The sequence below is a fragment of the Azomonas agilis genome (assembly GCF_007830255.1).
Lineage (GTDB): Bacteria > Pseudomonadota > Gammaproteobacteria > Pseudomonadales > Pseudomonadaceae > Azomonas > Azomonas agilis.
Genome location: NZ_VLKG01000005.1, coordinates 214,968 through 233,703, shown reverse-complemented (window position 1 = coordinate 233,703; position 18,736 = coordinate 214,968). Strand labels below are relative to the sequence as shown.

Annotated in this window: 20 protein-coding genes, 1 other RNA gene and 1 pseudogene; 10 read left to right on the top strand and 12 right to left on the bottom strand. The window is 52.3% G+C overall.

Going from position 1 to position 18,736, the window contains the following annotated elements; genetic code table 11:
- Window positions 1-73 precede the first annotated feature (73 nt).
- A pseudogene (locus LX59_RS08770) lies at window positions 74-346 on the top strand (HU family DNA-binding protein); the annotation flags it as partial.
- Window positions 347-515: 169 nt separating this feature from the next.
- On the opposite strand, the gene LX59_RS08765 reads toward LX59_RS08770, so the two are convergent.
- The 5 genes from LX59_RS08765 to LX59_RS08745 all read right to left on the bottom strand — a co-directional run bounded on the left by LX59_RS08765 (window position 516) and on the right by LX59_RS08745 (window position 4,985).
- Window positions 516-902 carry a RidA family protein gene (locus tag LX59_RS08765; protein WP_144571467.1) on the bottom strand — a complete coding sequence of 129 codons (387 nt, stop codon included), beginning with the start codon at window positions 900-902 and terminating at the stop codon, window positions 516-518.
- A 31-nt stretch (window positions 903-933) separates the two neighbouring features.
- A complete protein-coding gene (gene spoT / locus LX59_RS08760; RefSeq protein ID WP_144571466.1) occupies window positions 934-3,039 on the bottom strand; it encodes a bifunctional GTP diphosphokinase/guanosine-3',5'-bis pyrophosphate 3'-pyrophosphohydrolase in 2,106 nt (701 codons plus the stop codon).
- Between the two features lie 59 nt (window positions 3,040-3,098).
- Window positions 3,099-3,359 carry a DNA-directed RNA polymerase subunit omega gene (gene rpoZ, locus LX59_RS08755; protein ID WP_144571465.1) on the bottom strand — a complete coding sequence of 87 codons (261 nt, stop codon included), beginning with the start codon at window positions 3,357-3,359 and terminating at the stop codon, window positions 3,099-3,101.
- Between the two features lie 116 nt (window positions 3,360-3,475).
- Entirely contained in the window at window positions 3,476-4,099 is a 624-nt protein-coding gene (gene gmk, locus LX59_RS08750) for a guanylate kinase (RefSeq protein ID WP_144571464.1), read from the bottom strand.
- Window positions 4,100-4,121: 22 nt separating this feature from the next.
- Window positions 4,122-4,985, bottom strand: a complete 864-nt coding sequence (locus LX59_RS08745) for a YicC/YloC family endoribonuclease (RefSeq protein WP_144571463.1) — start codon at window positions 4,983-4,985, stop codon at window positions 4,122-4,124.
- A gap of 158 nt (window positions 4,986-5,143) precedes the next feature.
- On the opposite strand from LX59_RS08745, the gene miaB reads away from it, so the two are divergent.
- The 5 genes from miaB (at window position 5,144) to lnt (ending at window position 10,494) form a co-directional block, all read left to right on the top strand.
- On the top strand, window positions 5,144-6,490 hold the full coding sequence (gene miaB, locus LX59_RS08740; protein ID WP_144571462.1) for a tRNA (N6-isopentenyl adenosine(37)-C2)-methylthiotransferase MiaB: 1,347 nt from the start codon (window positions 5,144-5,146) through the stop codon (window positions 6,488-6,490).
- 91 nt (window positions 6,491-6,581) lie between these two features.
- A complete protein-coding gene (locus LX59_RS08735; protein WP_144571461.1) occupies window positions 6,582-7,592 on the top strand; it encodes a PhoH family protein in 1,011 nt (336 codons plus the stop codon).
- Entirely contained in the window at window positions 7,585-8,055 is a 471-nt protein-coding gene (ybeY, locus tag LX59_RS08730; RefSeq protein ID WP_144571460.1) for an rRNA maturation RNase YbeY, read from the top strand. Before LX59_RS08735 ends, ybeY begins: the two co-directional genes overlap by 8 nt.
- A 21-nt stretch (window positions 8,056-8,076) precedes the next feature.
- Complete coding sequence (locus LX59_RS08725; protein ID WP_144571459.1) at window positions 8,077-8,916, top strand: CorC family transporter; 840 nt, start codon at window positions 8,077-8,079, stop codon at window positions 8,914-8,916.
- Window positions 8,917-8,943: 27 nt separating this feature from the next.
- Window positions 8,944-10,494: an apolipoprotein N-acyltransferase gene (lnt, locus tag LX59_RS08720; protein ID WP_144571458.1), complete on the top strand. Its 1,551-nt coding sequence runs from the start codon at window positions 8,944-8,946 to the stop codon at window positions 10,492-10,494.
- On the opposite strand, the gene LX59_RS08715 is transcribed toward lnt, so the two are convergent.
- The 4 genes from LX59_RS08715 to LX59_RS08700 are packed head-to-tail and all read right to left on the bottom strand — an operon-like array spanning window position 10,491 to window position 14,906.
- A complete protein-coding gene (locus LX59_RS08715) occupies window positions 10,491-11,723 on the bottom strand; it encodes a 2-octaprenyl-3-methyl-6-methoxy-1,4-benzoquinol hydroxylase (protein ID WP_144571457.1) in 1,233 nt (410 codons plus the stop codon). The genes lnt and LX59_RS08715 overlap by 4 nt on opposite strands.
- Window positions 11,724-11,764: 41 nt before the next feature.
- On the bottom strand, window positions 11,765-12,943 hold the full coding sequence (ubiH, locus tag LX59_RS08710; protein WP_144571503.1) for a 2-octaprenyl-6-methoxyphenyl hydroxylase: 1,179 nt from the start codon (window positions 12,941-12,943) through the stop codon (window positions 11,765-11,767).
- Between the two features lie 8 nt (window positions 12,944-12,951).
- The gene (gene pepP / locus LX59_RS08705) at window positions 12,952-14,286 is read right to left on the bottom strand and encodes a Xaa-Pro aminopeptidase (RefSeq protein ID WP_144571456.1); all 1,335 of its coding nucleotides are present in this window, start codon (window positions 14,284-14,286) and stop codon (window positions 12,952-12,954) included.
- A gap of 17 nt (window positions 14,287-14,303) precedes the next feature.
- Window positions 14,304-14,906: a UPF0149 family protein gene (locus LX59_RS08700; protein ID WP_144571455.1), complete on the bottom strand. Its 603-nt coding sequence runs from the start codon at window positions 14,904-14,906 to the stop codon at window positions 14,304-14,306.
- Window positions 14,907-15,036: 130 nt separating this feature from the next.
- Here LX59_RS08700 and LX59_RS08695 point away from each other — a divergent pair, with 130 nt between their 5' ends.
- The 4 genes from LX59_RS08695 (at window position 15,037) to LX59_RS08680 (ending at window position 16,392) form a co-directional block, all read left to right on the top strand.
- A complete protein-coding gene (locus LX59_RS08695; protein ID WP_144571454.1) occupies window positions 15,037-15,246 on the top strand; it encodes a TIGR02449 family protein in 210 nt (69 codons plus the stop codon).
- The gene (locus LX59_RS08690) at window positions 15,243-15,578 is read left to right on the top strand and encodes a cell division protein ZapA (protein WP_144571453.1); all 336 of its coding nucleotides are present in this window, start codon (window positions 15,243-15,245) and stop codon (window positions 15,576-15,578) included. Before LX59_RS08695 ends, LX59_RS08690 begins: the two co-directional genes overlap by 4 nt.
- A gap of 29 nt (window positions 15,579-15,607) precedes the next feature.
- A non-coding RNA gene (gene ssrS, locus LX59_RS08685) (6S RNA) lies at window positions 15,608-15,786 on the top strand.
- Between the two features lie 3 nt (window positions 15,787-15,789).
- Window positions 15,790-16,392 (top strand): 5-formyltetrahydrofolate cyclo-ligase, encoded by a 603-nt coding sequence (locus LX59_RS08680; RefSeq protein ID WP_144571452.1) that lies wholly within the window; start codon window positions 15,790-15,792, stop codon window positions 16,390-16,392.
- 17 nt (window positions 16,393-16,409) lie between these two features.
- Here the strand turns inward: LX59_RS08680 and LX59_RS15610 are convergent, their stop codons facing one another.
- The 3 genes from LX59_RS15610 to ubiD form a co-directional block, all read right to left on the bottom strand.
- The gene (locus tag LX59_RS15610; protein ID WP_170234357.1) at window positions 16,410-16,562 is read right to left on the bottom strand and encodes a hypothetical protein; all 153 of its coding nucleotides are present in this window, start codon (window positions 16,560-16,562) and stop codon (window positions 16,410-16,412) included.
- A 174-nt stretch (window positions 16,563-16,736) separates the two neighbouring features.
- The gene (locus LX59_RS08675; protein WP_144571451.1) at window positions 16,737-17,144 is read right to left on the bottom strand and encodes a flagellar basal body-associated FliL family protein; all 408 of its coding nucleotides are present in this window, start codon (window positions 17,142-17,144) and stop codon (window positions 16,737-16,739) included.
- Between the two features lie 45 nt (window positions 17,145-17,189).
- On the bottom strand, window positions 17,190-18,656 hold the full coding sequence (gene ubiD / locus LX59_RS08670) for a 4-hydroxy-3-polyprenylbenzoate decarboxylase (RefSeq protein ID WP_144571450.1): 1,467 nt from the start codon (window positions 18,654-18,656) through the stop codon (window positions 17,190-17,192).
- Window positions 18,657-18,736 lie beyond the last annotated feature (80 nt).

Sequence of the window (18,736 nt, the reverse complement as noted above, 5' to 3'; positions counted from 1 at the left end):
TTCTCTTTAGGACTGCATCCTGTGCAGCTATCTATTCGGAACAACAACAACAATTTCCGCAAGAGGCTCCCCCATGCGTAAGTCGGATCTCGTCAACGCCATTGCTGTAAAAGCTGATCTGAACAAAGAACAGGCTCAGCATGTATTGGACAGCATTCTGGAACAAATCGCTGATGCTATGGAGCGCCGAGATACGGTGAACCTAGTAGGCTTTGGTAGCTTTGTGGCTCGCCATCGTGGTGCTCGGGCCGGTAAAAACCCTCAAACCGGCGAAGCCATCACTATTGGAGCCAGCAACACCGTAGCCTTCAGACCTGGAAAAGGTCTACGCGAGGCGGTGTTACCCCTATCTGAAGCGGCCAGTGCTCCCACCCAAGCAGTACAGGCAACCAGCACTCCACGCACCAGCTCCCGTAAAAAAGCTTCTTTTGCCCATCAAAGTTCAGCGCACGCTTAAGTCCTGCGTACTCATTCAAGGGTGGCTGCTCAGGCAGCCATCCTCGAATGGAGTCAGCTTAGTCCGCTAGCACTAAAACACCATCCATTTCAACCTGGGCAGCACGGGGTAAGCTGGCCACACCAATAGCCGCGCGCGCCGGATAGGGCTGTTGGAAATAGCGGCTCATCACCTCGTTCACCTTGGCAAAATTACCCAGATCGGTCAGGAAGATATTGAGTTTCACAATATCGTTTAAAGAACCACCCGCTGCTTCAGCAACCGCTTTTAAGTTCTCAAACACCTGTACGGCTTGAGCCTCAAAATCCCCTTCAACCAAAACCATACGCACAGGATCTAAGGGAATTTGCCCCGATAGATATACCGTGTTATCCACCTTAATGGCCTGAGAATAGGTTCCAATGGCGGCCGGGGCTTTATCCGTGCTGATGACCATTTTGCTCATAAACTGCTCCTGTTCAGGGAAGATGGAAGGCTTAGGGTTTTACTCGGGTAATCCGCGTCATACCGTTGAGCATACGCAACTTTTTGATTACACGGGCTAAGTGGGCGCGATCATGAACACTGACCACCAGTTGGACAATGCAGGTACGCCCATCGCGCTCATCCATACTGATCTTTTCAATATTAGCCTCAGCCGCGTTCACACTGCTGGCTAATAAAGCAATCAGGCTACGCTGGTGTTCAATTTCCACCCGTAACTCGACATTGAATTCTCCAGTCACATCCTTGGCCCAGGATAACCCTAGGCATTTATTCGGGTTATGGCGGAATTCACTGATGTTACGGCAGCTATCCACATGCACCACCATACCTTTCCCCGCAGATAGGTAGCCCACGATGGGATCGCCCGGAATAGGTGAGCAGCACTTGGCATAGCTGATGACCAACCCCTCAGTGCCACGAATGGCCAACGGGCCATCCAAGCTAGGCGGCTGAGGGGTTTCCCCTTCCACGGCCAGCAAGCGGCGGGCTACTACATAGGCCACCCGATTCCCTAGGCCGATATCCTCCAGCAAATCCTCCAGCGTGTTTTTCTGATACTCCTTGAGCACCTGCTGTATGTGTTCGCTGCTGATTTGATCCCGCTGAGCATCAAATCCTGCCAAGGCTTTATCCAACAAACGCTCACCCAGATGAATGGATTCGGAACGCCGCTGCTGTTTAAGGGCGTGTCGAATATGGGTGCGCGCCTTTCCGGTAACGGCAAAGTTCAGCCAGGTGGGATTAGGACGTGCATTAGGTGCAGTAACGATGTCTACCGTCGAACCGCTTTGTAATGGCTGTGATAAAGGAGCCAGATGCCGGTTAATCTTGCAGGCAATACACTGATTCCCCACATCGGTATGCACCGCGTAGGCAAAATCCACCGCCGTAGACCCCTTGGGCAACTCCATGATGCTGCCTTTAGGGGTGAAGACGTAGACCTCATCCGGGAATAGGTCGATCTTCACACTTTCAATAAACTCTAGGGAGTTGCCCGCTCGTTGCTGCATTTCCAATATGCCTTTCACCCATTGGCGGGCACGGGCATGGCTGCTTTTTTCATCGGCTGATTTATACAGCCAATGGGCGGCAATGCCGTTATTGGCCATTTCCTCCATTTCACGGGTGCGGATCTGGATTTCAATCGGAACCCCGTGCATTCCGAATAGGGTGGTATGCAGGGACTGATAGCCGTTAGCTTTGGGAATAGCAATGTAGTCTTTAAATCGCCCCGGCAAGGGTTTGTACAGACTATGTACCGCGCCCAATACGCGATAGCAGGTATCTACCTTATCCACCACAATACGAAACGCATAAACGTCCATAATTTCGCTAAAGGACTTACGTTTATGGCGCATTTTGCAGTAGATGCTATACAAGTGTTTTTCTCGACCACTGACCTCGCCAAACAATCCCTCACGCTCTAAACATTGAGCAATGGATTGCTGGATCTTATGCACAATTTCTTTGCGATGCCCCCGCGCCCCCAATACAGCAGCCCGAATCCGTTCAGCACGCATGGGGTACATGGCTTTAAAGCCTAAATCCTCAAACTCCACCCGCATGGAGTGCATACCTAAACGGTTGGCAATCGGGGCGTAGATTTCAAGGGTTTCACGGGCGATACGACGGCGCTTTTCTCCAGCCAACACCTCTAGGGTGCGCATGTTGTGCAAGCGATCCGCCAGCTTGACCAGAATCACTCGAATGTCTTTGGCCATCGCCAAAGCCATTTTCTGAAAGTTTTCCGCCTGAGCCTGAGCTTTAGTTTCAAACTGCATCTGGGTCAGCTTGCTGACACCGTCCACCAGCTCAGCAACGGTTTCGCCAAACTGCTCGACCAAAGCCTCTTTGGGAATGCCGGTATCTTCAATCACATCATGCAGCATGGCGGCCATCAGGCTTTGATGATCCATGTGCATATCAGCCAAGATGCTGGCCACCGACAGCGGATGGGTCACATAGACCTCTCCACTGCGTCGCCGTTGGCCATCGTGGGCTTGTTCGGCGTAAAAATAGGCCCGACGTACCAAGTTGACCTGATCTTCACTCAGATAACTGGCTAGACGCTGGGCAAGATGCTCTATGGCAGGCAAGATCAGACTCCTTGCTGGCCTAATCCAGCGTAATCAGCGGCACCTCGGGCCAACATGGATTAGAGTGCCTCGCTGGCATCATCCATGGAGCCAAACAAGGAATCGGTTTGTGTCATTTCATCCTGATGGATAACTTCATAACTCATCAGACCAGCGGCAATTTCCCGCAGGGCTACTACGGTGGGTTTGTCATTTTCCCACGCCACACGGGGTTCTTTACCGCCGGTAGCCAGTTGACGTGCGCGTTTGGTCGCAAGCATCACCAGTTCAAAACGGTTATCAACGTGGTCCAGACAGTCTTCAACGGTAACGCGGGCCATAATATTCCTCGTTGGGGATCATAGGCGAAGGGAGCAAAGGATTAAGCCGTAGTCTAAAAAATCACCCGTGTCTGTGGAAGCAACTTCCTCAGGCTTTCTAGGGTTTTTAGCGGGGGTTAAAGCAATAGTTGCTGTAATAGGGCATTAAAACGCTGTTGTTGAACGCTTTGTTTCAGACGATTACTACGGAAGATGGCTTTAATATCCTCCAGTGCATGGCTAAAGTCATCATTGATGACCAAGTAGTCGTATTCGACATAATGGCTCATTTCGCTGACCGCTTCTTGCATGCGCTGCTCAATCACTTCATCGGCATCCTGACCTCGGTTGGTCAGACGCTGACGCAAAGCCTCCTGCGACGGAGGCAAAATAAAAATTGACTGAGCATGGGGCAGCAGGTGGCGCACCTGTTGAGCACCTTGCCAGTCGATTTCTAAAATCAGATCCTGACCTTGGGCCAGATTCTGCTCCAACCACAACTGGGAAGTACCGTACAGATTGCCGAATACCTCAGCGTACTCCAAAAACTCATTGCGTTCTAAACGCTGTACAAAGTCCTCTCGGCTGACAAAGTGGTAATTCACCCCATCCACCTCACCCGGTCGCATGGGGCGTGTGGTATGGGATACCGATACCCGAACCTGAGGCAAAGCATCCAGCAAAGCCCGGACTAAACTGGTTTTACCCGCACCTGAGGGCGCAGAAATAATGTACAGCGTACCGCTAGGAGTAGAAGACATGGGCTTACCTAAGCGCTGTGGATTATTCAATATTCTGTACCTGTTCGCGCATTTGCTCGATCAACACCTTAAGGTTAATCGCCACCTGAGTGGTACGGGCATCAAAGGCTTTAGATCCTAGGGTATTGGCTTCACGGTTTAACTCTTGCATCAGAAAATCTAGGCGCCGCCCAGAGGCTCCGGGGGTTTTGAGGATACGACGGACTTCGGCGATGTGGGTGGTTAAACGATCTAGCTCTTCAGCGACATCGGTTTTTTGCGCCAAAAGTACCATTTCCTGCTCTAAACGTCCGGGATCTAGCTCAACGCCCCAATCAGCACAGCGCTCTAAAATTCTGCGCCGCTGATGTTCTAGCATCTCGGGTAATAAATCGCGCAAACTGCTCAGATCCTGACTCATACTGTCCAAGCGCTCACTAATCAGTCCGGCTAAATCCAAGCCTTCTCGGGCTCGATCGGTCTTTAATACCTCAAGCGCCTGCTGAAAGAGCTGCAAAGCAGTCATGTTCAGCGCTTGAGCATCGGCAGATTTGCTAATCATCACCCCCGGCCACGCCAACAACTCCAAAGGATTAATCGGCGCGGGACGGTCAGTCAATTCGGCTAAGTTTTCCGCCGCAGTGATAATTTGGGCGGCACGGGCTGAGTCTATGTGCAAACTCTGATACTGCTGTGCCTCGACAAAACGCAGAGTGCACTCCAGCTTCCCCCGCGATAGTCCTTTACGCAACAGATCGCGCACTGGCGTTTCCAACTCCCGAAAGGACTCGGGCAAACGAATATGGGGTTCTAAATACCGATGATTCACCGAGCGAATTTCCCAGCTCAGGGTGCCGTGTTCGTCCGCGTGTTCACTGCGAGCAAAGGCGGTCATGCTGTGAATCATGGGCGGGCTCCGGTAGGGATAAGTGAGAACCGGAAAGTATAAGAGAAAGCAGTGATAGGATTAAACTCCCAACGCCCATTCAGAGCCTATACCCTTTTCCGCTAGAGGCTCGAAACCTATAATGTACGGTCATTTTTTAAGCAATGACTGACTCCATCATGACCCGCAAGCTATTTATCGAAACCCACGGTTGCCAAATGAACGAGTACGACAGCTCGCGCATGGTGGATTTGCTCAGTGAAGATCAGGCCATGAGCCTGACCGATGATCCGGCTGAGGCCGATGTGATTTTGCTCAATACCTGCTCCATTCGGGAAAAAGCCCAAGAAAAGGTGTTTTCCCAATTGGGCCGCTGGCGACCCTTAAAAGCCAATAACCCAAATTTGGTTATTTGTGTAGGCGGCTGCGTCGCCAGTCAAGAAGGTGCTGCCATCCGCGACCGTGCTCCCTATGTAGATGTGGTATTTGGCCCGCAAACCCTGCACCGACTCCCGGAAATGATCGCGGCCGTGCGTGATACTCGCCAGCCACAGGTAGACGTATCCTTCCCGGAAATCGAAAAATTCGACCGTTTACCGGAACCCCGCGTTGAAGGCCCCTGCGCTTACGTCTCCATCATGGAAGGCTGCAGCAAGTACTGCGCCTTCTGTGTCGTGCCCTACACCCGAGGCGAAGAAGTCAGCCGCCCCTTAAATGACGTACTGGCTGAAGTGCTGCATCTGGCTGAACACGGAGTGCGCGAAATCACTCTGCTCGGACAAAACGTCAACGGTTATCGCGGACAAACCGATGAAGGTACGCTCGCTGATTTAGCCGACCTCATCCGCATTGTGGCCAATATTGATGGCATTGACCGTATTCGCTACACCACGTCCCATCCCTTGGAGTTCTCAGACGCTCTGATTCAAGCCCACGCCGAAGTACCAGAGTTAGTGAAGTATGTGCACTTACCCGTACAAGCTGGCTCAGACCGCATTTTGGCGGCCATGAAGCGCAATCACACCGCGTTGGAGTACAAATCCCGCATCCGCAAGCTAAAAGCGGCTGTACCGGATATTTGCATCAGCTCCGACTTTATCGTCGGCTTCCCCGGCGAAACGGAAAAGGATTTCGAGCAAACCCTTAAGCTCATTGAGGACGTTGGCTTCGATTTCTCCTACTCCTTTGTGTACAGCGCGCGCCCCGGAACCCCCGCTGCCGATCTGCCCGACGACACTCCGGAAGAAGTGAAAAAGCAGCGTCTACAAAAGCTTCAGCAGCGCATCAATCAGCAAGGCTTTGAAATCAGCCGCCATATGGTGGGTACGACCCAGCGCATTTTAGTGACGGATTACTCGAAAAAAGCCCCGGAAATGCTGCAAGGGCGTACCGAAAATAACCGTATTGTGAATTTTTACTCCGATGACCCGTTGCTGATTGGGCAATTTGTCGAAGTGTTAATCGAAGATGCGTTGCCACACTCATTGCGTGGGCGCTTGCTGAGTGAAGAACGCTTACAGGCATAATGGATAGAGACTCCAAGCGCGTCTTCCGTCGGAGGACGCTCAGGGTTTATCCTGTAGTGATCTGCCACTCTCTGACGGCCCTTACACACCCTTGAACGCGCCCATAGAACCCTACCGTTTTATTCTGGAGCCCTTTGAAGCTTCTCGTTTTGCTAACCTTTGTGGTCAATTAGACGAGCATTTACGCCTCATTGAACAACGGTTATCCATCCAAATTCGCAACCGAGGCAATCAGTTTGAGCTGATTGGCCCAGCCTCGGCGACCCATTCCGCAGAACAATTGCTGCGCCGTCTGTACCGAGAGACGAAAACCACCGATCTGTCCCCCGATATGGTGCACTTGTATCTGCAAGAGTCAGGGATGGAGGCTTTGAGCCAAGCCTCTAGCGAACCTCAGATTAGCCTGCGCACCCGCAAGGGAAATATCCGCCCGCGCGGTGCTAATCAGCAGAATTATGTGCGCGCTATCCTCGATAACGACATCAATTTTGGCATTGGCCCCGCAGGGACGGGCAAAACCTATTTAGCGGTGGCCTGTGCCGTAGATGCGTTAGAGCGCGAACAGGTGCGGCGGATTTTATTAGTGCGCCCGGCGGTTGAAGCAGGGGAAAAACTCGGCTTTTTACCCGGTGATTTGGCCCAAAAAATCGACCCCTATCTGCGCCCGCTCTACGATGCACTGTACGAAATGCTCGGTTTTGAGCATGTAGCCCGCTTGATCGAAAAACAGGTCATCGAAATTGCGCCCCTCGCCTACATGCGCGGACGCACCCTTAATAACAGCTTCATCATCTTAGACGAGAGTCAGAACACTACCCTAGAACAGATGAAGATGTTTTTAACCCGTATCGGTTTTGGCTCTACTGCCGTGATTACCGGAGACGTGACCCAAGTGGATTTGCCACGCGGCACGCCATCGGGTTTAGCTCACGTTATCAAGGTACTCAACCAAGTGCCGGGCATTTCTTTTACCCATTTCCAGCCCAAAGATGTGGTACGCCACCCCTTAGTGCAACGCATCGTTGAAGCCTACGAAGCCTTTGAAAAACAACAAGAACAGCCCAGCCATAGACAACCCAGCTCCGAGAAACCCCATGCTTGAACTGGACATGCAATTAGCCTGCTCCGACCCGGCCCCCAACCAAGATGAGTTTTATCGCTGGTGTACCTTGGCCTTGCGCGAGCGCCAAGCCGACTCAGAGCTGACCATTCGTTTAGTGGATGAAGCTGAAGGCCGCGAGCTAAACCACACTTACCGCCATAAAGACTATCCCACTAATGTGCTGTCTTTTCCGGCTGACATTCCAGAAGGATTGCTGGATATTCCCCTACTCGGTGATTTAGTGATCTGCGTTCCCGTGGTACAACGCGAAGCCATTGAGCAAGGCAAAGCCTTGGAGGCTCACTGGGCGCATCTGGTGATTCATGGCTGTTTACATTTGCTGGGCTATGATCATTTAGAGGATGCTGAAGCTGAAGTCATGGAACACCTAGAACGTCAGTTATTAGCTGAATTAGGCTACCCCGACCCCTACGCTGGAGATGAAGCTCCAGCCGATCATTGAAGGAACTTTGAGTTACCCCCCATGAGCGAAGACCGATCGAGTAACGAGCATAAATCCTGGTTAGAGCGCATTGCCCAGGTATTTACCCACGAACCCAAAAACCGCCAAGAGCTGCTAGAGCTACTGCGCGAAGCCCACGATAACAAGCTGCTTGATGGCGAGGCCTTGTCCATCATTGAAGGGGCGATTCAGGTCGCTGACCTACAAGTGCGCGATATCATGGTTCCCCGCTCACAGATCATCAGCATCAAGGCTACCGACCGTTTACGGGATCTGTTACCCATCATCATCGAAGCAGCCCACTCTCGCTATCCGGTCATTGGGGAAAGCTTGGACGAGGTCATCGGCGTTCTATTAGCCAAAGACCTGCTACCGCTGCTGCTTAACGATGAGCGCTCAGAATTTGATCTACGAGCAATGCTACATCCAGTGATCTTCGTGCCTGAATCCAAGCGCCTTAATGTGCTCTTACATGACTTTCGTGCCAATCACAACCACATGGCCATCGTCATCGACGAATACGGCGGCGTAGCAGGTTTAGTGACCATTGAGGACGTATTGGAGCAGATTGTCGGCGATATCGAAGACGAACACGACATTGAAGAAGATAGCTGCATTCGCCAGCTCCCCAGTGGGGATTATTTGGTACGCGGCTTAACCCCCATTGAGCAATTCAATAGCTTCTTTAATACAGAATTCCCCGATAATGCCTTTGATACCGTAGCGGGCCTGATTATGAGCCACTTTGGGCACCTCCCCAAACGTAACGAAGCCACCGAGTTGGAAGGTTTTCGTTGGCGTGTGGTCAATGCAGATAGCCGGCGCGTACATCTGTTGCGCCTGACCCGGCTCAACAATTGACACGCCATTGATCTCGGAGGGTTCTGCATGCGCTGGATCATTCGCCCCGGCTGGTTGGGGAATTTAGCCGCTTTTGGGGCAGGGGCACTCACGACCCTCTCGCTAGCTCCTTTTGATTATTGGATTTTTGCCCTGCTCTCTGTGGGATTGTTTCATACAGGGCTACGCAGTCTTACGCCTAAGCAAGCGGCTCTTCGGGGTTGGTTTTACGGTTTTGGACTCTTTGGCGCGGGCACAAGCTGGATTTACATCAGCATCCATGATTTTGGTGCAGCCTCCCCATTACTGGCAGGTGTGCTGACGCTATTATTCGTGGCGGCTATGGGCCTGTTTTTGGCACTACCGGCATGGATCTGGGCGCGCTGGTTACGCTGTAGCCATAGACCCTTGGTGGATGCCCTCGCCTTTGCGGCCCTCTGGGTAGCACAAGATCTGTTCCGTAGCTGGTTTTTAACCGGGTTCCCTTGGCTGTATACCGGCTATAGCCAACTTGATGGCCCTCTGTCAGGACTGGCCCCCTTAGGCGGCGTATGGCTGATTAGCTTCTGTGTGGCCTTAACCGCCGTGCTATTGGCCAATATTCCGGGCATTCTAATCCGCCGTAAAGGTGGCTTATTACGCGCCCTTCTGCTGCTCATTGTGCCTTGGATCATCGGCCCTTTACTCAAAGGATATGCTTGGACAGAAGCTAAGGGCGATCCCTTGCAAGTCGCAGCTATGCAAGGCAATGTTCAGCAAAGCGTAAAGTGGAACCCCCAACAGTTAGAAACACAGCTACGCCTGTACCAAAATATGACCTTGGAAAGCGAGCCGGCTGACTTAATCATCTGGCCTGAAACTGCACTTCCTATCATTAAGGACAGAGCCACCAATTATCTGGATATGATGGGGCGGTTTGCCAATTCGCGGGAAGCGGCACTTCTAACCGGCATTCCAGTGCGCCAGCCCAACTCAGAAGGGGAAATGCGCTACTACAACGGAATCACCGTCACAGGTACAGGCCAAGGCACCTATCTAAAGCAACAGTTGGTTCCCTTTGGGGAGTATGTTCCTTTGCAGGATCTGCTGCGCGGTTTGATCGGTTTTTTTGATCTGCCCATGTCTGACTTTGCACGCGGCCCTGCTGATCAACCCTTGCTAGAAGCCCACAACTACAAAATCGCGCCCTATATTTGCTACGAGGTGGTGTATCCCGAATTGGCCGCCCGCTCAGCCGCGCACAGCGATTTACTACTGACCATCAGCAATGATGCTTGGTTTGGCCATTCTATTGGCCCCATTCAGCATTTACAGATGGCACGCATGCGCGCCTTAGAGTCAGGACGCTGGATGATTCGTGTCACCAACAATGGCATTACTGCACTGATCGACCCCTTTGGGCAGATTACCCAGCAAATTCCCGCCTTCCAAGAGGCCATACTGTACGGAGAAGTCGTCCCTATGCAGGGATTAACGCCTTATCTTCGTGCGCGTGTCTGGCCTTTGCTCATCCTGTGCTTGCCTCTGTTGATACTGGGATGGCGCGCCCATATGCGGGAGCGAAGCACAGGTATAGGCTGGAGCCAGCGCTTTAATTAGGCGGCTTTGGGTGCTTGGGCTAGTTCAGGAAGATCTCCACTGAGCCCAAGCGCCTGACGCACAAATAAAGCCTTAGCTAAGGCGTGCTGCTGGACTTGCTTGAGTCCCAGATTACGCAGCAAACGCACTGTCAACGAATCACTTTGGAACAGACGCTCCAAGCCCTCCATCGCGGCCATCATGCTCAGGTTTTGGGGCATACGCCGCCGCTCAAAGCGACCCAATACCGAAGTATCCGCTAAATTCTGCCCTACCGACCGAGCTTTGAGCAGAACCTCGGCTAATACCGCTGCATCCAACAACCCCAGATTGACACCCTGTCCCGCCAAAGGATGAATGGTATGGGCCGCATCGCCAATCAGAGCCAGTCCGGGTTGGATATAGCGCTTGGCATGCCGTTGACGCAAAGGCAGGCATAAGCGGGGATCTACGGCCTCAATACCACCCAACTTAAACTCAAAGGCCCGCCCTAGCTCAGCGGCAAACTGCTCGTCCGTTAAAGCCATCAGGCGCTGAGCCTCATGGGGTGGACAAGACCAAACAATGGAACACCAATGTTGCGGGTCTTCAGGGCGAGCCAAGGGTAAAAAAGCTAAGGGGCCATACTCAGTAAAACGCTGCCACGCCGTTTTTTGATGCGGCTGCTGACAGCGCACGCTGGTCACGATGGCATCGTGAAAATAATCCCACTCACGGGTTGCACAGCCTGCCAATTGACGCACGGCCGAACGAGCGCCATCTGCACCCACTACTAGGGGTGTATTCAGTTGTTGGCCATTATCTAGGGTGACGCACCAGCCATTATCAAGGCGTGTTAATGCTGATAAATGTGCATTGGAGATTAAACGCACCTTGGTAGTCTCCAATTGCTCCAAGAGCGCATCCTGTACCACCTGATTCTCCACAATATGCCCTAGCACCTCAGCATGTACTGAGGAAGCAGAGAAGGCGATACTGCCAGTTCCTGTACCATCCCAAACCTGCATATTGGTGTAAGGACTGGCCCGACGGGCTAGCACACCCGACCAAGCACCTAAGTGCTGCAAAATATGCTGACTGGCTAGGGAAAGCGCACTGACCCTGGGCTCGAAGGGGGATGCGGTGTCAAAGGGTTGCACGTCCAAAGAGCCGCCATCAATCAGGGTAATAGCCAAACCACTGTGTTGCAGAGCTAAAGCCAGCGTACTGCCGACCATTCCCGCCCCTACGATGATGAGATCTGTTTGCATCTGTGCTCCTGAGTAGGAAATCATCGACCTCAGAGGTCGTATTAGGGGCGTACACCCAAACCCATCGCTTGCCGTGCAAACCAATGTTTGAGTATCGGCAGATTATCTAAAGCAACCAAACCCACACTGCGCGCCCGCGCTACCCAAGGCGATCCTTGCCCAAACAGACGCACTAATTGATCCGAAAAACCAATGGTTAAACACTGATCCAAATGTTGGCGCTCTTGATAGCGAAGTAAGGTCGCTAAATGCCCCGGAGCCTCTGGACTCTTAACCAGCGTTTCGGCCAGTGTGATGACATCCCGTAACGACAGGTTATAGCCCTGTCCTGCGATGGGATGCAGACTGTGGGCACTGTTTCCCAACAGAACCAAGTGCGAACGTACTTGCTCTTCTGCCTCAACCAAAGCCAAGGGATAAGCATAGCGACGGCCTACCTGAGTAAATTGGCCTAACTGGGAACCAAAGGCGTGCTGCAACTCCAGCAAAAAGGCGGACTCATCCAAAGCGGCTAAGCGCAACGCATCATCCGCAGGACGAGTCCAAACCAAAGCACAGTTGTGACCGGACAGCGGCAACAGCGCTAAGGGGCCGTGTTCGGTAAAGCATTCAAACGCCTGTCCAGCATGGGCAGCACTGACTGTCACATTGGCAATCAAAGCGGTTTGATCGTAGCTACGGGTTTTAATGTGAATGCCCAACTGCTCCCGCAACTCGGAACGACCGCCATCAGCTAAGACAGCCAGAGCGCAATTTAACTGCCGCCCATCCTCCAAGTGCAGCTGATAGCCGCCCACTTGGGGTTTGAGCTGCTGTACCTTAGCCGGATAGTCCAGCGTTACTACGTTTTGATCTAAGGCTTGCCATAAGCAATGGCCAATCCAAGCGTTGTCCACCACATAGCCCAGCGCAGGCACACCCTCTTTTTGAGCTTCCAAACGGGTAGAACCCAAGCGCCCCCGCTCTAGCACTTTAATTTGCTTGATCGGCTCGGCATGCTGTGCAATGGCTTCCCACAGACCCAATTTTTGGTAGATAAGCCGAGTACCAAAAGACAAGGCCGATGAGCGCGCATCGTAGCTAGGCTGGTAACTATCTCCGGGTTTAAAGGGCTCAATCAGGCGAATGCGCCATCCTCTTTGCTTAGCATCAGCCTGTAATGCCAACGCCAGACTAGCCCCCACAAGCCCACCACCGATGATGGCAATATCTGTGTCTATCTGTTCCACTACGGCCTCGATTCTGTATAAGCCCCCATGAGTGCTTCAATGTCTGCCAAACCTTTGGGAGCATCTTGGGTCAGCACTTCATGGCCATCCTGAGTGACCAGCACATCGTCCTCAATACGAATACCGATGCCCCGCCACGGCTCAGGAACCTGAAGATTATCGGGAGCAATATAGATGCCAGGCTCAACGGTCATCACCATGCCCGGCTCTAGGGTGCGCCATTGATCACCAACTTTGTATTCCCCCACATCATGCACATCCATGCCTAACCAATGTCCGGCCTTGTGCATATAGAAGGGTTTATAGGCTTCACTGCTGATCAGTTCCTCTAAATCACCCTGCAACAAGCCCAGCGCTAACAAACCTTCCGTGATTACCCGCACCGTCACCTCATGGGGTTCATTCCAATGGCGACCCGGCGCAACGCGCTCAATAGCTTGCTCGTTAGCAGACAGTACCAGTTGGTACAGGGCTTTTTGTTCCGGCGTAAAGCATCCGGTTACGGGAAAAGTACGGGTAATATCACTGGCGTAGCAGTCAATTTCACATCCTGCGTCAATCAGGACTAAATCGCCTTCCTTCAACAAAGCATCGTTTTCTCGATAATGCAGAATGCAGGCATTAGGGCCAGATCCCACAATAGAACCATAGGCCGGTCGTTTAGCCCCACCTAAGCGGAAGGCATAATCCAGTTCAGCTTCCAGATGATACTCATATAAACCAGCACGACTGGCCTGCATGGCTCGAACATGGGCTTGAGCCGAAACCTGAGCCGCATAGCGCATCACCTCAAGCTCCGCTGGACTTTTATACAAACGCAGCTCATGGATCAACGGAGCTAAATCTACAAACTCTTGAGGAGGACGAGCCCCTTGGCGTGCCTTAGCCCGTACTTGATTCAACCAACCAAGCAGTTTTTGATCAAAATCTTGGGTGCGTCCTAATGGATAGTAGACTCGAACACAGCCGTTCAACAAATCTGGGATCAGCTCATCCACTTGACTGATCGAAAAAGCCTGATCCGCCCCGTAATCGCGTACCGCTCCTTCTTGCCCAGCGCGCCGTCCGTCCCATAACTCACGTTCAGGATTACGGTCACGGCAAAACAGGACAAACTCACCCTCTTCCCGGCCCGAAATCAGCACTAGCAAGGCTTCAGGCTCTGGAAAGCCGCTTAAATATTGAAAATTACTGTCTTGGCGGTAATCGTGCTCCACATCCCCGTTGCGTGGATACACAGAAGCGGCCGGTACAATGGCAATGCTGTCTGGCCCCAGTTGGGTCATCAAGGCTTGGCGACGCTGCCGATATTCCTCACGCGGGATACTCACCATAGGCACATCCCCATCTCTTAATGAAGGGTTTTAGAAGCGGCATCAGCATCCTGCAGGATGTCTACGGGAGGTACTGGTGCCGAAGAAGCCGCAGCCGGTACTCGACCACACTCGGTAAACAATAACAGTGGCACTACCCGCACATATTCGGTGACTTCCATATAGTCGGTTTCACTGTCTTCAGAATCTTCTAACTGATCACCAATTTGAGCGATGGAAGTCAAATCCTGTAAACCATCAACGGCTTCTAAGCTTAGGGCTTGATCACCAATGGTCTGCCCAAAGCCGTCCAAAAACCCTTGACACCACTGCCCTAATGCCTGGGCTCTAACACTGAGGGGCGCTTCATCCTCAGGTAATAGCAAAGTTAAGGCTAACTGAGTGCTGATAAGCTCTTCTTGAACCATACGCTGTAAACCCAGCAGAGCCTGTTGCAAAGCACCCTCTGCGGGGGCTCCCAATAGCTCACAAGCTTCAGCTAACCAAGCCTCAGGAGCAAAGCCTGCCCCAGCACAGCTACGTCCTAGCAATACTCCCTGCAACTCCGCAGGGGTAATGGCGTTTGGACAATTCCCCAACAAACTGGCTAGGGCAAAATAAGGAGAGTTAGGGTTCGGCATGATGATGGCTAGGCGTAGAGAGGATCAATGACTAGAATGATTAGCCAATATCCTAGCACTGGCAGACTAGTCAAACCATCAACCCTTAAGCTTTTGATCCTGATCTGTCCCTTAATTACCCGAGAACTCCATGGAAGACGCCGACTTGCAACTGCTGTCCGCTAAATTGGATCAACTCATTCAACGCATTGACCAGCTCAGAGCCGAAAATCGGCAACTGCGTGCCAATGAACAGTCTTGGCAACAAGAACGCAAACAACTGATTGAAAAAAATGAACTGGCCCGCCATAAGATCGAATCCATGATTTCGCGTCTGAAAGCTCTGGAGCAAGACCCATGAACCAGCAGAACACTGTCACTATTCACATTATGGACAAGATGTATCACATCGTCTGTCCCCCTGATGAGCGCGCTAATCTTGAAAACGCGGCGCGCTATCTGGACAGTCGGATGCGGGAAATTCGCAGCCACGGCAAGGTGATCGGTGCTGATCGCGTGGCTGTGATGGCCGCGTTAAACATCACCCACGAACTCTTGTACGGCGGACGTGCCACGCCTACACCTGAACCGCCTAAAAAAACCTCAGCACGAGAAAAGGAGCGCGAAATGCGTCAACTGCTGGAGCGCGCAGATACAGCGCTCAGCGACGAAGGGCACACGCCTAATGAGTGAATCTTAAAAGATTAGGGTATACTGCCGACAACGCCCTGGCCTGTTTGCCAGCGGGTGATGTCCCTCTCCCGATACGCAAACAAACGGGGGCTACCAGTGGAGTTGGTGTGCATGTCCGCCAGACGGAAAGCCTAAAAACTCCCTGTAGTCACCACCTTGAACTTTCGGGTTCAAGGGCCTACGCCTGCAGCGGCAGGCCGGGGAGTTTTTAATGATTCACACCTATGAAGGTTCGCGCTCTGAGTTGCGGCGCTTGCTACGCCAACGCCGACGCGCACTCTCTGCTCAACAGCAGCGACAAGCCGCCCAGAAGCTATACCGGCAACTGGTGCAACATCCGATATTCCGGCGCGCTCGCCATATCGCGTTTTACCTTGCCAACGACGGCGAAATTGATCCCCACTACTTACTGAAAGCTGCACAACGGCGTAATAAAGCCATTTACTTGCCTGTATTGGCCCGCTGGCCCCGCCACAAAATGCACTTTCAACGATTGCGGCCTAAAGAGTCGCTGTCACTCAATCGTTTTCGCATCGCAGAACCCCGTTTTCAGCCCACACAACAGCGCGCAGCTTGGACTTTGAGCCTCATTTTGATGCCACTCGTCGGCTTTGATGAGCAAGGAGGGCGATTGGGAATGGGTGGAGGCTTTTACGACCGCTGCTTGGCCTTTCACAACCAAGCGCCAACCCACCGTCCGCTGTTATTTGGACTGGCCCATGAATGCCAAAAAGTAGATCAACTTCCGATACAAACATGGGATATCCGCATGCAATCCATAGTGACGGATGGTGGTTTTTACAGCACTCGCTGAGCTAATCCTTCAAGTAATCAGCGGGTTCTATAGGGCGTAGACACCGAAGCATGGTAATCCACGTGCTCGGCCATTAGGCTTTGCGTGTACCCCGTGCTCACCACCCCTAAACCAAATAAAATGGTCAAAATCCACAACACATCTGGCTTACGTTTGCGTTTGCATTTCATAACCTGCTCTAACCCCATGGCCTAAATCCATAGCATGCGGTAACTGAAAATGTCCCTAGTGATCAAAAGGGCCGCATTCTCAGACAAAGTACTAAGCCAAGCAAATCCCGTACGTCGGTTTTGCTAAGCCCATCAAGGTTAGAGTTGACTGATCTTAAATTCAGAAGTTCCTAATTACTGCACCACCAAATTGTTAAATAACAAGTCGTCTACCAAAGGCTTTCCCGTCTCTTGGGTCAGTAGTTGTTGGAGCTGCCTCAAAGCCTCGCGCCTGAGCTGTTCTTTACCGTCCAAAGTTTCCAACACATCGCTAGACTGCTGGGCAAATAACATCACTAACTGGTTACGCACTAAGGGATCATGGCGCTTGATTTGCTCAGCAGCGGCATTGCCCACAACGCGCAAGGAAATATCCGCTTTGTAATAGCGCAGCTTTTTTTCTCCGGCGTTGTAGTTCCCCACTAAGGGCGGATACAAACTGACGTAGGCAACTTTATTATCCTGCTCACCTTCCTTTTTGGCCTCCGCCAAAACGGTTGAAGGCAGCATGACCAAACACAGCCAAATGACCCAATTTTTCATCTTGAAAATCCTCTGCATGCTGAAGGTAAGCCAGCTTTTGCATCCTTAATCAATCCCCAGCGTATTCCAAAGCGCATCAATACGCTGCACCACCGCCTCATCACGGGTAATGGCTCGCCCCCATTCGCGGTTAGTTTCCCCCGGCCATTTATGGGTAGCGTCCAAGCCCATTTTGGAACCTAGCCCCGAAATCGGCGAGGCAAAGTCCAGATAGTCAATGGGCGTGTTGTCGATCAAAACCGTATCCCGTTTCGGGTCCATGCGGGTGGTAATGGCCCAAACCACATCATTCCAGTCGCGCGCGTTGATGTCGTCATCGGTGACAATCACAAACTTGGTGTACATGAACTGACGCAAAAACGACCATACCCCCAACATCACCCGCTTAGCATGGCCGGGATACTGTTTCTTGATGGTGACCACGGCCATACGGTAAGAGCAACCTTCTGGCGGCAAATAGAAATCTACAATTTCCGGAAATTGCTTTTGCAGGATGGGCACGAAGACTTCATTCAAAGCCACGCCGAGAATGGCAGGTTCATCTGGCGGTCGTCCGGTATAGGTGCTGTGGTAGATCGGGTTTTGCCGATGGGTAATGCGCTCCACCGTAAATACCGGGAACTGATCTACCTCGTTGTAATAGCCCGTATGGTCACCATAGGGGCCTTCGGGAGCCATTTCACCGGGGTAAATGGCTCCCTCTAACACAAACTCTGCACTGGCTGGGACCTGTAGTTCATTGCCGATGGCTTTAACCAACTCGGTACGGCTACCGCGCAGCAAACCTGCAAAAGCATACTCAGACAGGGTATCCGGCACTGGCGTAACCGCACCCAGAATAGTCGCCGGATCAGCACCCAAAGCCACACATACGGGATAGGGCTTGCCCGGGTATTTTTTGCACCACTCTCGGAAATCCAAAGCACCGCCGCGATGACTGAGCCAACGCATGATGAGCTTGTTGCGGCCAATCAATTGCTGACGGTAAATCCCAAGGTTTTGGCGCTCTTTGTTCGGGCCTTTGGTGATGGTCAGCCCCCAAGTGACCAGCGGCGCAACATCCCCCGGCCAACAGTGTTGGATGGGCAGTTTATACAGATCAACCGCATCACCCTCCAATACTACCGCCTGACAGGGTGCATCCTTAACCACCTTAGGAGCCATACCCAGTACGCGCCGGAAGATGGGCAGCTTAGCCCAAGCATCTTTTAAGCCCTTAGGTGGCTCTGGCTCCTTAAGGAAGGCCAACAGCTTGCCAATTTCCCGCAGTTCGGAGGTCTCCTCTGCACCCATGCCTAAGGCGACGCGTTTGGGGGTGCCAAAGAGATTGCCCAGCACGGGGATGCTATGTCCTGTGGGCTGTTCAAACAGCAGCGCTGGGCCTTTTTTGCGCAGGGTACGGTCACAGACTTCAGTCATTTCCAGTACCGGCGAAACCGGCACAGAAATGCGCTTGAGTTCGCCACGCTGCTCAAGGACACGGATAAAATCGCGCAGATCAGAGTATTGCATCGCTAAAACCCGAACAAAGAAGGCCAGAGGCTGAAGGCTGGACGAATAAACGCGATACACCGCCTTTAGCTTCTAGCCTC

Excerpts from the sequence above, each read along its gene's own strand:
- LX59_RS08765 (WP_144571467.1), bottom strand. The coding sequence starts at position 902 with ATGAGCAAAATGGTCATCAGCACGGATAAAGCCCCGGCCGCCATTGGA.
- rpoZ (WP_144571465.1), bottom strand. The coding sequence starts at position 3,359 with ATGGCCCGCGTTACCGTTGAAGACTGTCTGGACCACGTTGATAACCGT.
- gmk (WP_144571464.1), bottom strand. The coding sequence starts at position 4,099 with ATGTCTTCTACTCCTAGCGGTACGCTGTACATTATTTCTGCGCCCTCA.
- LX59_RS08745 (WP_144571463.1), bottom strand. The coding sequence starts at position 4,985 with ATGATTCACAGCATGACCGCCTTTGCTCGCAGTGAACACGCGGACGAA.
- miaB (WP_144571462.1), top strand. The coding sequence starts at position 5,144 with ATGACCCGCAAGCTATTTATCGAAACCCACGGTTGCCAAATGAACGAG.
- ybeY (WP_144571460.1), top strand. The coding sequence starts at position 7,585 with ATGCTTGAACTGGACATGCAATTAGCCTGCTCCGACCCGGCCCCCAAC.
- LX59_RS08725 (WP_144571459.1), top strand. The coding sequence starts at position 8,077 with ATGAGCGAAGACCGATCGAGTAACGAGCATAAATCCTGGTTAGAGCGC.
- lnt (WP_144571458.1), top strand. The coding sequence starts at position 8,944 with ATGCGCTGGATCATTCGCCCCGGCTGGTTGGGGAATTTAGCCGCTTTT.
- LX59_RS08715 (WP_144571457.1), bottom strand. The coding sequence starts at position 11,723 with ATGCAAACAGATCTCATCATCGTAGGGGCGGGAATGGTCGGCAGTACG.
- pepP (WP_144571456.1), bottom strand. The coding sequence starts at position 14,286 with ATGGTGAGTATCCCGCGTGAGGAATATCGGCAGCGTCGCCAAGCCTTG.
- LX59_RS08700 (WP_144571455.1), bottom strand. The coding sequence starts at position 14,906 with ATGCCGAACCCTAACTCTCCTTATTTTGCCCTAGCCAGTTTGTTGGGG.
- LX59_RS08695 (WP_144571454.1), top strand. The coding sequence starts at position 15,037 with ATGGAAGACGCCGACTTGCAACTGCTGTCCGCTAAATTGGATCAACTC.
- LX59_RS08690 (WP_144571453.1), top strand. The coding sequence starts at position 15,243 with ATGAACCAGCAGAACACTGTCACTATTCACATTATGGACAAGATGTAT.
- LX59_RS08680 (WP_144571452.1), top strand. The coding sequence starts at position 15,790 with ATGATTCACACCTATGAAGGTTCGCGCTCTGAGTTGCGGCGCTTGCTA.
- LX59_RS15610 (WP_170234357.1), bottom strand. The coding sequence starts at position 16,562 with ATGAAATGCAAACGCAAACGTAAGCCAGATGTGTTGTGGATTTTGACC.
- LX59_RS08675 (WP_144571451.1), bottom strand. The coding sequence starts at position 17,144 with ATGAAAAATTGGGTCATTTGGCTGTGTTTGGTCATGCTGCCTTCAACC.
- ubiD (WP_144571450.1), bottom strand. The coding sequence starts at position 18,656 with ATGCAATACTCTGATCTGCGCGATTTTATCCGTGTCCTTGAGCAGCGT.